This is a genomic window from Kineosporiaceae bacterium, from assembly GCA_016713225.1.
Classification (GTDB): Bacteria; Actinomycetota; Actinomycetes; order Actinomycetales; family Kineosporiaceae; genus JADJPO01.
Genome location: JADJPO010000002.1, coordinates 235,517 through 248,853, shown reverse-complemented (window position 1 = coordinate 248,853; position 13,337 = coordinate 235,517). Strand labels below are relative to the sequence as shown.

Annotated in this window: 10 protein-coding genes; all 10 read right to left on the bottom strand. The window is 69.8% G+C overall.

The features are described 5' to 3' along the window. Nucleotides 1-12 precede the first annotated feature (12 nt). Nucleotides 13-2,436 (bottom strand): hypothetical protein, encoded by a 2,424-nt coding sequence (locus IPK24_07220; GenBank protein MBK8075347.1) that lies wholly within the window; start codon nucleotides 2,434-2,436, stop codon nucleotides 13-15. Then, a complete protein-coding gene (locus tag IPK24_07215) occupies nucleotides 2,394-3,596 on the bottom strand; it encodes a hypothetical protein (GenBank protein MBK8075346.1) in 1,203 nt (400 codons plus the stop codon). The genes IPK24_07220 and IPK24_07215 overlap by 43 nt, the downstream gene beginning before the upstream one ends. A gap of 2 nt (nucleotides 3,597-3,598) precedes the next feature. Further along, complete coding sequence (locus tag IPK24_07210) at nucleotides 3,599-6,283, bottom strand: fibronectin type III domain-containing protein (protein MBK8075345.1); 2,685 nt, start codon at nucleotides 6,281-6,283, stop codon at nucleotides 3,599-3,601. A gap of 3 nt (nucleotides 6,284-6,286) precedes the next feature. Beyond that, nucleotides 6,287-7,858 (bottom strand): Hsp70 family protein, encoded by a 1,572-nt coding sequence (locus IPK24_07205; protein MBK8075344.1) that lies wholly within the window; start codon nucleotides 7,856-7,858, stop codon nucleotides 6,287-6,289. Next, nucleotides 7,858-8,667, bottom strand: coding sequence for a nucleotide exchange factor GrpE (gene grpE, locus IPK24_07200; protein ID MBK8075343.1), 810 nt, complete (start codon nucleotides 8,665-8,667; stop codon nucleotides 7,858-7,860). Before grpE ends, IPK24_07205 begins: the two co-directional genes overlap by 1 nt. Before the next feature lie 328 nt (nucleotides 8,668-8,995). Then, the gene (locus IPK24_07195) at nucleotides 8,996-9,277 is read right to left on the bottom strand and encodes a hypothetical protein (protein ID MBK8075342.1); all 282 of its coding nucleotides are present in this window, start codon (nucleotides 9,275-9,277) and stop codon (nucleotides 8,996-8,998) included. Between the two features lie 10 nt (nucleotides 9,278-9,287). Then, nucleotides 9,288-9,950 (bottom strand): hypothetical protein, encoded by a 663-nt coding sequence (locus IPK24_07190; protein MBK8075341.1) that lies wholly within the window; start codon nucleotides 9,948-9,950, stop codon nucleotides 9,288-9,290. A gap of 71 nt (nucleotides 9,951-10,021) precedes the next feature. Further along, nucleotides 10,022-10,771, bottom strand: coding sequence for a VWA domain-containing protein (locus IPK24_07185; GenBank protein ID MBK8075340.1), 750 nt, complete (start codon nucleotides 10,769-10,771; stop codon nucleotides 10,022-10,024). Further along, entirely contained in the window at nucleotides 10,765-12,000 is a 1,236-nt protein-coding gene (locus tag IPK24_07180) for an OmpA family protein (GenBank protein MBK8075339.1), read from the bottom strand. Before IPK24_07180 ends, IPK24_07185 begins: the two co-directional genes overlap by 7 nt. Then, complete coding sequence (locus tag IPK24_07175; protein ID MBK8075338.1) at nucleotides 11,997-13,328, bottom strand: hypothetical protein; 1,332 nt, start codon at nucleotides 13,326-13,328, stop codon at nucleotides 11,997-11,999. Before IPK24_07175 ends, IPK24_07180 begins: the two co-directional genes overlap by 4 nt. Between the last annotated feature and the right edge of the window lie 9 nt (nucleotides 13,329-13,337).

Genomic DNA, 13,337 nt, shown 5'->3' with positions numbered 1-13,337 from the left:
CGACGATCAGTGCTACGTGCGACCTGTTCCTCGTCTGAACCACCCACCGATCCCGGTCGAGGAGCGCAGCAGCTGTTCCAGGGCTTCGTCCCGGCCGGCCGAGAGTCGTTGGCGGGCGGCCTCGAGTTCCCGGGTGTCCTTGTAGCGCTTGCACCAGTCGACGAGCACCTTCTGCACCGCGGTGTTCACCGACCCGGCCCAGGAGTGCTCCAACAACCGCACTCCCAGGTACAGCCCGCGCGGCATGCTCTGTTCGAGCTCGATCTTCAGCAAGTAGGCGATGCTCTCGCCGAGGTCATCGCCGTACCGGTCGAGCAGGGCCGAGGCGGCCTCGTGGTCACGACACACCACCACGAGCTGGGCGACCTGGTCGTAGTACACCTGCAGGACGACAGCCGGAATGGTGTTCAGCTCCTGCAGGGCCTTGTTGGAGGCCCGATCGGACTCCCGCAGCGCCGCACTGCGCAGGGTGCGGAACATGGCGCCCTGATCGATCAGGTGGATGGTTCGTCGGCGCAGTTCGGGTGCCGCACAACCGGCCACGACCTCGAACAGGTGCTGCATCGCCAGATACCATCGCCGGTCGCGCAGGTAGTTCTCGATGGTGGTGTCGAGAAGCCGGCCCAGATCCGGTGGGACGTCGCGGTGAATGCCCAGCCAGGCGGTCAGCATCTCGACATCGGGCCGCGCCGGGTCGAGGAAGGCGGGCCAGCTGGAGGCCGGAAAACCCACCGCGGTGCGCTGCAACAAGCCGACCTGCTGGGTGAGCTCGGCACGGGCGATCCGGCGACCGGCCAGCCACGGCGCGAGCCCCACCGGAGGATGAGCGACGTCGGCGAGCTGGTCCCAGAGCCCCGCCCTGACAGCGGCGATCACAGCGCCGTCACCCTCGTCGAGAGCAGCGGCGAGCTCGTTCAGCACGATCTCGAGTACGTGGTCACCGTGCAACCAGGACGTCGAGCGCGCCGTGAGCTCCGGTTCTCGAACCCACACTCGCGCCAGGCGTTGCAGCGGTCCGGTGATCTGTTGTGCCGCGAGGCCGGTCCCCAGATCCCGAGCGAGGACGAACGCGGTGGCCAACTTGTCGTCGGCGACCCCGTCGAGAAAGGCGGCCAAGAGCCCGGCCGCATGATGGCGGGCGTCCTCATCCGGCCAGTTCACGGGGCGTCGAGCCGCCGAAGGCGCCGACTTGATGTGTGAATCGGCCCAGGCGTGCGCCTGACGGGGATTGCTCGCTGCGCGTTCCAGTGCGGCGAGCGCCACGTGCGGGGCCTGGTTGTCGAACCCCTTGTCCTGCAACGCCCACAACGCCCTCACGACGTCCTGCAGGTCATCCCCCGAGGGCACGGTGATCGCCGTCAAGAGCCCCTCGCCGTACTCGTCGAGGTCATCGGTGAGCTCGTGCTCGGCCAGCTGCCGCACGGCGATCGCCGCGGCACGGGCGGCGTCCGGCACATCCTCCAACCCCAGGACGCCGACGCCGGCGGCCCGAGCCGCGAGGTCGGGATCCATGACCGCGCCCCAGCGGCGGCTGACGTCGATGGCCTCCAGCGCGGCGAAGGTGTCCCCCGACCTGAACCACTCGGCATGCCGCACCGCCGTCGGTGACGGCGTCACCGGCGAGTGTTCGAAGGTGGTCAGGTCGAGCACGTTGACCCCGACGGCCCGCGCCACCGGCAGCGTCGTGTCCAGGACGCGGGGCGAGGTGCCGACGATCGGGAACGAACTGTCACTCAGTGGGTTGGCCGAGAAGGCCCGGAATGCTGTGGTCAAGGCCGTCGCCGAGTCGAGGAACGAGGTCCCGAGGGCGATCCACCGCACGACTGTCGTGAGGTCGGGATGCAGCAGGATGCACCGTGTCCGTTGCGCGGAGACCGCCATCTCGATCATGGTCAGGAACACCGGGAGGACGGCGACCGCCGCCGGGTCGCCCAGCACCATCTCACCGAGCGCGGGCAGATCGAAGTCGGCGCCCACGAGTAGCGGCCCGGCCGTCTCGGCCATGCGGGTGCTGCTCGCCTTGTGCAGCGCCCACACCGGTGCCGAGAACAGTTGCGCCGGCCGGTTCGGCAAGATGTCGGACGGCGATTCGGTCATGAGGCAGTGCGTCACCTGATTACCCGAGCGCCCGTCCCCGACCCGACCCAGGTACTTGCCCCGCGCCACATAGAACCGTCCCTCGCGCGCGGTGTAGGCGAAGGAGTGGGGATAGTCCTCGACCGGGGTGTCGGCGCCCAGCAGGGTTCGGGGAACGACGTAGAGCAGGGTCTTGGCAGCGTCCTCGTCGTTCTGCGCGACCCCGTCGCTGATCGCCTGGAACTGAAACCCCTCACCCCCGTGAACCGACTCGTTGCGACGTGCGTCGGTGTAGAGCAATCCCTTGAAGACCATGGTCAGCCGGCCTTGGGGATGAAGCCTCGCAGCGACATCAACCACAGCAACGGCTCCGCCACCCGATGGGGCAGCACGCCGCGGCTGTTCACCCGCTCACTGCGGTACTCCGGCTCCGCACCCAGAGCGGAGGCCGCGAAGAACCGGTAGCGCTCGTAGTTCAGGCGCAGATGTGCCAGGACGTCGTCGCCGTCCCAGTCGTGGATCAGCGCCTCGATGTGGTCGTGGACGCTGCGGGACTCTGCCTCGTCGAACAAGGGTCGGTTGGATCCGGGCTGGCGCACCGGGTGTTCCGGCGGCAGGTCGCGGAAGAAGGCATCGATCTTGCTCACCACGATCGCCATCGGCCGATCCACCTTCTTGCGGCCCCCCTTGCCGGCTTCCTCGCGCAGCATGGTGGTGATCGACCCCAGGACGTTCACCGGTTCGATCTCGAGCTGGGTCTCCGGGATGCCCATCGCCAGACCACGGTCTCGGTTGGCGCGGAAGCCGAAGGGGTCCAGCAACACGATCAAGCCGTCGGCGGCGGCGAGGTAGTGCTGGTTCCGGGTTCCCTCGAGGGTCTTGAGATCTTCACCCGCGGTGTCGTAGAACGACAGCACGGTGGCCTCATCTCGGCTGATGCCGGCTACCCCCTTGCGCTCGTAGCGCCATTCCAGCACGGCCGGAACGGTTTCGGCGGGGTTGAACTCCGCTGTCGACTCGGGTAGCTGGCCTCCGGAGTCCATCTGGTCGCGCCACCGCGCCATCTTGCGCATCAGCGCCGAGGACCCGACATCGTCGATCGAGGCGTCGAAGCGCCGGGCGACCGAGGTCTTCAGTTCCTTGCTGAGCACCGTGAGCATGACCGTCTTGCCCGAACCCTTGACCCCCACGACGCCGAACATCGGACTGCGACCACCGAAGCTCGCGGGCAGCACCGAGTGACACTGCGGGCAGACACGAATCCCGCTGCGGCCGAAGCAGTTCGGGCACTCTCCCGACAGGGCGCTGCCCAGGGACAACCGGCCGCGAGGTGGCGCGAAGGACGGCAGCACCGGGGTGGAGTCACCCAGCACCCGGTTGCGAGCCGGATCCTCCTTCAGGGTGCAAGCCTCCCGCCCGGGGGCCGGCCGGCCGGTACACCGGATCATGATGCTTCGAGGATCGACCCGGTAGTAGCAGTACGGACAGGCCGCCTTCGGCACGAGAGAGAAACCCACCATGCTCATCGTCCTCGCATCTCATCGGTCGCCGGGTCGATCATCCGAACCGCGCCGTCCTCGGCGGGGAACAGCCGGATCCAGTACTCCTTGCCGAGTTTCGGCAGTGGGACGTCGAAGCGGTGTTCGCCGGCGTCGGTGATCACCAGTCGCTGCGACGCCAGCGTCATGCCGGCCGCGGCGCGACCGGGCAGGTACCGTCCCTCGGCGGCGACCACCAGCACCTCGGTCACCACCGCCTGGGGCGACGTGCAGACCACCGTCACCCGATCGGCCTGACCGAACAGGCGTCGCGGCCACAGGAGGCGGTACGAGACCGCCGCCGCGAGCACCGGCACGGACACACTCACCGACGGCGACGTCCAGGTCCCGTCATTGCCCACCACGCTCGACAGGGTGACCGTGGTGGTGCGGGGCCCGGCGCCCAGTCGCAGCCCACCGCGAGCCCGGTACTCCGCCCGGGTGATCGTCGCCTGTTCCGGACCTGCAGCCGAGACCCACCGCGCCTCGATGTCGACGTCATCGGTGGGCCAATCCCAGGAGACGACGAGCTCGTCACCGAAGCGCTCCACGATCGGGTTGCGCGGTGGGGTACAGATGCCGAACTCGCGCAGTTGACCGACCAGCCCCAGATCGCCGTCCCGGGTGAACGGCAGATAGTGCCCCAGCCCCGGCGGGACGGTCGAGGTCACGCTGGCGCGCTGCCCCTTGCGCTCGAGCCGACCGACGAGTTTGGTGCCCTGGGCCGCGGCGACCTCGCTCATCGGTACCTGACTGCCGTACGGCCACGGCGGTGGCGTCTTGAACCACCACACCTCGACGTCGTAGGCCGCGATGATGCGCCACGAGGCGGTGACCCTGCCCCCGTCGCCGGTGGCTGCCTCCATCGAGACATCCAGCATGGCAACCGGTTTGGCCTCGGCGCGCGGTGTTGCCTGGCAGGTCTCGGTCGGGCCGGCCAGCTCGGCGCCGTCCGGGCCGAGGAAACCCGCCGTGACCCTGAACGTGTACGTGCTCCCGGTGACCACCTCGGTGACGGTCACCGACTCCGGCGAATCGAGCGACAGGTTCCGCTGGGCGCCGTCCGGGCCGATCTGCACCACCCGGACGTCGCGCACCCCGGCCGGGTTGCGCCAGGTCAACGTGATGCTGGTGGGGGTGCTGCGGGCCTGCAACCGGCTCACGGGCGGCAGGTGCAGGACCTCGCGCACGGTGACGCGGGACGGCGCACCGCCCCGGCCGGCGGAGACGCCGTACCAGAACCGTCGCGCCACGGGCGGTGAGGTATCCAGCACCTCGGTGGCGTCCAACCCCTCCGCCACGACCACGCCGTCCCGGGCATCCTCGGGCGCCCTCGTGACGTTCCGGACGACGCGGTACCGGGTCTCGGCCGTCCCGCCGAAACCGGAGGACCAGAGCAGGCGCACACCCTGCTCGACGGCAGTGACCACCAGTCCGGTCGGCGCGCCGGGCGGCAACGAGCGGAGCAACTCGGCCAGTTGCTCGTCGTCCGCGGCGAGGCGTGACGCCTCGGCCAAGAGCTGGGTCGCCTGTTCGATGTCGCCGGACTCCATGGCCGTCCGGCCGTCGGCTCGCAGCTGGCGAACCCGCTGCTCGACCTTCTCGAGCCGATGCCTGGCGGCATCCAGCGCCGCGGAGGACGACCCGGCGTCCGCGGCACCGAGCAACAGCTCCAGCACGCGCCGGGCCTCACCGAGTTGGCCCGACTCGATGTTCTCCTCGACGGTCTGCGGGGTGACGCCGGCGCTCTTGACCCCGGCCTGCAACACGATCCGACCGGCGTCGATGGGGTCGACGCCGGCATCGATGAGGCGTTTGACGGCGGCCGAGGCCAACCCGGCCGACTTCGCGGCGATGGCCAATTCGACGAAGTGCCGCAGCACCAGGTCGTGCAGTTGCTGCGGCGTGCTCGCGGCCGACGCCAGCACCCCGAGCACCTTGATCACGGCGTCGTTGTGCGGCGTCTGCGGCCGCACCTGCATCTCGCCCCGGGCGGCGGCCAGCTGGGCCGGTGTCAGGCCCGGGAACCCGTCGACGATCAGGAACCTCGCCGGAGCACCCTCGAGGAAGATGGCGTCGATCAGGCTGCGGCACTGCGAGACGTTCAGCTCGCTGAGACCAGAGGGCAGCGTCGCCGTCGGCAGGGTGAACTCCGGGACGACGCGCAGACCGACCTCGCCGGCCGCTGCCACGAGCTGGGCGTCCGTCACCCGTTCCAGCCCGCCGACCGAGTCGGCCGCAGTCCGCAGCAGGGCCGGGGTGATGACCTTGTAGACCGCGTACTCGCTGCGCAGCATCTCGCTCAGCTCACCGAGCGTCTGCTGCGCCGCCTGGTCCTGGGCGGCAAACCGAGTGAGCCAGAAGGCGGCGGAGCGCAGGTTCGGGGCGACGCCCTCCAGCAGCCGGTGCAGCTCGAGCAGGGTCGGGGCGACGTCCTTGTAGATGGCGTTGTTGATCGACTTCGACCAGACGTCCTTGACCCAGTCGACCTGAGCGGCGCACTCGTGATCGGCCATGCCCGGGGACATGGCGTAGAGATACGTCAGGTCCAGCCGGGTGGGCAGCTTGCCCGAGCGCAACTCGTCCAGGCCGGTGACGAGTTCGCTGCGACGCTCGGCCTTGAACGGTTTGAGGACCTGCTTTCGGTAGGCCCCGGGGTCCTGCGCCATCTGTCAGCGGGTGGTCATCCGGGCGATGACATCCATGGCCGCCCGCTGTTCCTCGGGCTGCATCACGGCCATGGTGACCTCGAGGTGCAGCTTCTGACCCGTGGCCGGCTCGATCGCCTCGAGGGTGGCCAGACCCTCGTGGTTGATCGTGAGGTAGATGTCGATCGGCGAGTCGGCGGGCAGCGAGGGCAGACCGGTGAACACGGCCCCGGACGCCGGCGTGACCTCGTTGTTGTCAGCCGGGCGCTCGGACTCGACCTCACCGCCCTGCTCGAAGATCTGGATGTGGATCTCGGTGGCATTGGCGTCGGCCGTGAAGGCTCGCTGGTGCAACCGCTCGATCGGCAGGGTGTCGTTGCGGTGGGCCAGGAACCCGACATAGTGCGACTGCGTCTCCGGCCGCCAGAAGAGCACCCCGAGACCCTTCGGCAGCACGTTGGTGACCGACGGGGCCGAGGGCAGCAGGTGCCGGTTACCCTCACCTGCAGCGGCTGCCGCATCGGTGTCGCCGCCCACGGCGTCGGGCGACATGCCATAGATGGCGGCACCCTTGGCCACCGCAAGGTCGGGATCGGCGAGCTTGGGAGTCCAGGCCTGGGTGCCCCGCAATGCGGCGGCGACGGCCGGCATCTTGGCCGAACCACCGACCAGCAGGACCTCGTCGATGGTCAGGTCCGGCACCTTCTCGTGGGCCGCGCGCAGCGTTGCCTCGACCTTGTCGAGCGTGGCCTGCAACAGGTCCCGGGTGGCCTCCTCGAACTCGGCGCGGGTCACCGTGACGGTGTCCTTGGCCGGCCCGTAGGCCAGGCTGACCGGAACCGACTCGCGAGCCGACAGGCTCTTCTTCGCGGCCTCGGTGCGCTCGGCGACGGTCTGGCGGAAGTCGTCGTCCTCCATCGGGTCCTCGGCCAAGCCCGATGCGGCCACGAACTTCTCGACGATGAGCTGGCTCAGACGCATGTCCCAGTCCGCGCCGCCGAGCTTGCGGTCTCCGTCGATGACCAGCACCTCGACGGCGTTCGGGGAGGTGCGCATGATGGTGGTGTCGAAGGTGCCGCCACCGAGGTCGTAGACGAAGAGCGTCTTGGACTGGCCCTTCTTGAAGCCGTAGGAGAGCGCGGCTGCCACGGGTTCGGTGACGATGCCCACCACCTCGAGCCCGGCGATCTCGCCGGCCTGCCGCGTCGCTTCCTTCTCGCGGACCCCGAAGTAGGCCGGAACGGTGATCACGACCCGGTTGGAGTCGATGCCGGTCTCCTCACGGGCCCGGGTCACCAGCTCCTTGAGGATCAACGCCGAGATCATCTCGGGGGTCTGGCGTTGGCCGTCGAAGGTGGTCTCGTAGTCGCTGCCCATCTGCCGCTTGATCAACGACACGGTGCGCTCGGATTCCACCACGGCGCCGTTCTTGGCGACCTGACCCACGACCGAGTTGTGTGCACTCTCGAAGAACACGACGGAGGGTGTGGTGTCGACACTGTCGGCGTTCTTGATGATGGACGGCTGCCCGTTGTCGTCGATATAGGCGATCGCCGAATACGTCGTGCCCAGGTCGATACCGAAAACGTCATTCATCAGATGAATCCTTCGTGGGTGGCGGGGTCGGGCGACGCTGAGTGGGTGCCGGCTGGATCGGACTCCTGCACCGGCGTGGGCTGACCGGTTGACGGGCCAGGGGGAGCCGCGGGCGTCTCGCTGACCGCCGGCGCTTCGTGGCGATAGACCGTGACCTTGGCGTACAGCGCCGGCGTGGCGTCCTCGGGGGCTCGGAACCCCTGGCGGACCACGCGGGCGATGTGACGCGCCAGCGCAGGGTCGGGCGTCGGTACCTTGCTGGAGGCGGTGTGTTGCCGCGGATCGAACTCCTGGCCCGACTCGACGCCGATCGCGTCGAAGCCGAGCTGGGCGATCGCCTGCTCGACGAGTTGGGCGAAGTAGTCGAACGTTCGGGACACCTGGCGGGCGCTCCAACCCGAGACATCCTCGGCCGCAGTCGACACCGCCTCGGCGTGCAGGTCGGCGAGCACGATCAGCACCGGCTTGAGCAGCGCGCGCACCTGATCGGCTCGCAGCGACTCGATCTGTTGCTGCATCCGGGCAATGAGGTCCTCCTGGGCCGTGGAACGGTCATGGTGCCGCTCCAACTGATCCCGGAACTGTGTGATCTGCCCGGAGACCAGGTTCAGCGCGTCGGCCACGGGGTCCGAGGCCTGCGTGTCCGACTCGGCAACCTGCTCTGCCGGCTCGGGTCCCGTCGCGTCCTGCCGCGGCGTGACGTCCTCGTCCGCCGACTCCTCGACAACCGGGGTCGAGTTCTCGGGCGACGCGTCGTCCACCAGCTCTTCGGACTGGGCCAACCGTTCGGTCGGCTCCCATTGATCCACCAATGCCCCCTGCCTCTGGCCCCCGGGCGAGTGTTGTTACTCAGGCGTCGAGTCCCGAACCAAAGCTGGTTAACGTAACACGAAACCTTGCCCCAGTCCTCACCTTTCAGCCGTTGAGTGACTGGTCATTCCGCGACCCGGTGGAGAGGCCGCTACACACGATTCAACCGCAAAGGCTGGAGCCAGAAGCGGCGTTGTGCGGATTCGCGCGTCATTCGAGTGATCCCTGGAACCACGGTGGCCCGATAAGACCGATTGAGGCCGTTTGATGCCCTGCATCCGTGCGCACTCATCGATGCTCCGGTCATCGATGCCCCGGCTGGGACTGTCATCCGGACGACTCCGGATAGGACTCACCCGGGAACCACTCGGCCCACAGCTCGCGCAACCACGCCACGGCGGCCTCGTCGTCCGGGACGGCGCGGCCCGTCAAGCGCTGCAACAGTTCCGGCGTCAACGCATCGCCCAGGACGGCCTGCTCGAAATCTGCCCGGAGCCACTCGGCGTACCACGGCGGAGGATCCTCGCGCAGCCGCGGACCGATCTCCTCCGAGTCGGCGTCCGCATCGAGGTAGGTGAAGATGAAGTCCTCGAATCGCTTCGTCAGCATGTCGTCCTCCTCACTGGGCGCTCGGGAAGCATGTCTGGCAGTACCACGTACCCTCGCCGTCGAGCCGCCAGCGAGTCACGACAACGCTGTCTGCCGTGAATCGGGTCTCCTCGCGGCCACCCGATGCGTGCGAGCGCCCGGTCACGTGATCGCGCCAGTCCGGGCCGAGCGCCTCCTCGATGGGTATCACGCACTTGACCTGGATGTCGTGCAGCTCTTTCGAGCTCGCCTGCTCGGGCAACCCGGCCAGGGCAGCGTCACGTCGTTCGCGGCCGGTGTCCGACTCCCAGGCGGCAGCCTCCGCCCGGACCAACGCCGCTGGTGACTCGAACCGGGTCGCGTTGACCGGTGGCGGCTTGGTGATGTGATGCCGTTCCGGGTGTTTCGGGTCCATCCGGGCATCGGTGCCATCGAGCGCTCGCTGCGCCAGCTGGGCATCGGTCACGTCGAGATGCTCGACCACCGCGTGCCCCTCGCCCACGGCCTCCCGCCGGCGCAGTTCGGCGATCCGCTCGTCGACCATCGCCCGGGGCAACTCCTCCGGCCGGGCGGTGCTCTCCAGATGGCGGCGCGCCTCGTGACGAAAGGCCAGATCACGCTCGGAAACCCCCGGCTCGCCGGCATCCTCGTCGAGCTCGAGACGCTCGGGCCCTTCGCGAGGTTCGAGGCGCACGGTCAGAGCATCACACCTCCCGTCATCGGTGTCGACGAATGTCATGGGTCTGTCCTTCAAAGGTCTGCCCCTCAACGACGTTGCAGGGTCTGCCCGGTCGCGTGGGCGATGGCCCGGCCGATCGCCAGGGCGATCTCACCGGACGCCTCGGGTGAGGACGCCAGCACCTGCTCGTAGTCGAAGACGGACGCCCAGTCCCGCGTGGGGCGGACCCCCTCGGGCACGATCAGCGTCATGGTGGCCGCGTCGAGCTGCCGGACCTGCCGGTCGACGGCGGTGCGGTCGAGATCGCTCACCACGGTGTCGGAGACCACCACCAGCGTGGTGGTGCGGCCGGGGGTGACGTGATCCGCCGCCGTGTGCAGCAGCGGTTGGATCCGCGTGCCGTCCACCGCCGGACCCGCGGCCAGCAGCCGAGGCCCGGTGCGGGCCAGCTCGGCCATGGTGACCTCGTCGATGAGGACGTCGGCCCCGCCGGCGAAGGTGAGCACCGTGAGGGTGTCGTCCGGGCGCAGATTCGCGGGCGCCCAGCGGACCACCTCCTCCAGCACCCGGGTCCGGACGGCGGCGTAGGAGGCGAAGCTGCCGGACACGTCCAGCGCGACCACGAGTCCCACCGGGGCGGGGCTGCGCGGCCCGACCAGCCGGGATTCGCCGAGCGATCCGATCCGGCCGAGTGCGGCAGGAGCGAGCCACGCCAACGCTGCCAACAGCGGCACCAGCAACCAGGCGAGCATGCGGCGCGGGTTACGCAGCGGCGCCAGGTCGCGCAGCCCGGCGGGCACAGCGGCATTCGAGGCGATCCGGGCCCGGGTCAACACGAGGCACCGGCCACGGTGAGGGTGACCCGCCGCTCGCGCGCGGCCACGGACTCGATCTGCTGTCCGCTGGTCGGGTCGATGTCCTCCGCCAGGGGCTCGGTGTCCCCGACCCCGCGGGTGGTGATCCGAGTCTGATCGACGCCCTGCTCGTGGAACCACCGGGCGACCGCATCGGCCCGGCGCAGCGACAACGTCCTCAACCCGGCCGCGTCATAGCGAGCCGAGCTCGCGGTGTGACCCACCACGACCAGACGAGCCTGTGGATCCTGCTGCAGCTGGCGCAACGGCTCGCCGAGCAGCTGACCGACGTCGTCCCGTAGGTCGGCAGAGTCCCCCGCGAAGCTCACACTGCCGGGGACGGTGTAGGTGCATCCGCCGCCCGTGCGTCGCCGGGTGACCCGGGGGAAGGCCGGCATCGGATCGGCGGGCAGGCCGGCAGCGCCGGTGCGCACCGGGTTCACCGGATCGAGGGCCAATGCCTCGCACCCGGTGGCATGCCACCCGCTGCACAGCACACGGCCGAGATCACGCAGCCACTCCTGGGTCGCGGGCACCAGCGCCGCCGACGTCGCACCGATCCCGACGACGTGCCAGCGCACACCCTTCAGATCCAACGGGGCAGCCCGCAGCAGGCTCTGGCCGGCCGCCGCGGCACCCCGGCTGACCAGCTCGTCGTCCAGGGCCAGCGACCCGGCGGTGGGCACCAGGTCGGTCAGGGTCCAGAGCCGGGTGCCCGGGGTGAGCAGGTGCGCCGCCACCGCCATGGCCCGATACAGATCGCTGCCCGCCGACACCGGGCGTACCGGATCGACGTAGGTCGCCGCCACGCAGGCCGGGATCACCGTGGCGAGCCGTTCGACCGAGGGACGATCCCGCTCCCCCGAGGTGCTCAAGGCGACGTGCTTGGCCAGGATCCGGGGCGCGGCGCCGTCCCCGTCGACCGCCACGACGGTCAGGGATCCGTTGCGCCGGCTGACCTCCGACAGATCCGCGGCGAGCGCGGCCGGCATCGGCTGGTCGGCCACCGAGGCGGTGCGATCGACCACGAGCAACACGTTGTCGGCGGCGGCCGGGACGCTCTGGGCGAAGACCTTGGCACAGGCCGCCGGAGCCACGCCCGCCGATGGCCCGGGCGCATCGCTGTCGGCCGAGCCGCCACAGCCGGTCACGACCAGGACGGCGGCCAGCACGGCAGCGTTGCTCCAGAGACGGGGTGCGGTGGGGTTCATGACTGCTCCCGGGATGAGACGACGTCGAGGTCGGTGACGCGATCGGCACCGTTGCGGGCGGCCGGCACCCGCTCGGTGCCGGTGAGGTCCAGCCGCACCAGGCGGCCGGTCCCCGTGGTCCCAGCACTGATCCCGGCCGCCTGCTCGGCGCGAGTCCGCGCCTGCCGCCACAGACAGGCGGCCTCGGATGCCTGGGGCACCGGCGGCAACCGGCGCCAGGCCGTCACGGCACAGCGCACCCGGTTCGGGACGTCGTCCAGCCCGGGCAGGAACCGTCCGGCCACCCGGCCGGTGGCCTCCACGGCCGGCACCCCGGAGGGCAACGGGTCGGCGGGGAACCGCCAGGCCTGTTCGACCGCCGAGACGTCCACGGCCCCGGTCTCGTTGCGCGCCCGGTAGGCCTCGTGATCCGTGCGGTGCGCGATGTCGCGCAAGACGTCCGCCAGGACGGCGAGCGACCAGTCCGCGCGGGTGCGGCGCCGGTGCTCGAGGCTGATGCGGCGCTGGTCGGCCGCGATGTCGAGCCGCTCACGCAGTCGGTACCGACGGCTCCACCCGGAGGCCTTGCGGGCGAACTCCACCTGCGGGGCACAGGCCAGGGTCTGAAACGCCAGCACCACCAACGGCAGCATGGTGATGCTCCACACCACCCAGGTGCGGGCTCTGCCACCGGTGATCGAGGCGGCGATGTCGGCCTCGAACCGGGCCACCGCGAAATGGTGCAGCAACACCATGAACCAGAACATCGGGACGATGCCGATCGTCGCGATGATCGCCGCGGGAACGGTGCCCATGAGCCGCTGATGCTCGGCGATCCCCGGGAAGGCACCCCTGGAGTCCCCCTCATCGGTGCCGGCCCTGGCCAGATGCGGCCGGAACAGCAACGTGGCCAACGCATTCCCGGTGACGTGCGAAGCCGCCACGAGAACCGTTGTCACCACGAACGCGCCCGCCACGGCGACCAGCACATCCGGATTGCGCACGTCGAGCGCCCCGGTCGAGAGCGGGATGTCGAACGCCTCACGCAGGGTCATCAGCACGAAGACGGGATCGTTCAGCACCATCCCGAAGGCGAGCGCATACACCGGCAGCGTCGAGATCCACACCGAGAGGTGACCCAGACGTGCGGCGGAACGGTCGTGCGCGGCGGCAGCAGCCAGCCGGGCCTGCGTCCGACCGGCGTCGAGCCGCCCGCGAACGCCCTCGAGGGCGGCCGAGCGGCGACGGCGCACGATCTCGACCCGGCGGACCCGGCGCCCCAACCGACGAGCCGGACGCCGCGTCCGGTCGCCTGCGGTGACGCTGGCCCGCAGGCCGAGCAGGGCCACCGGACCACT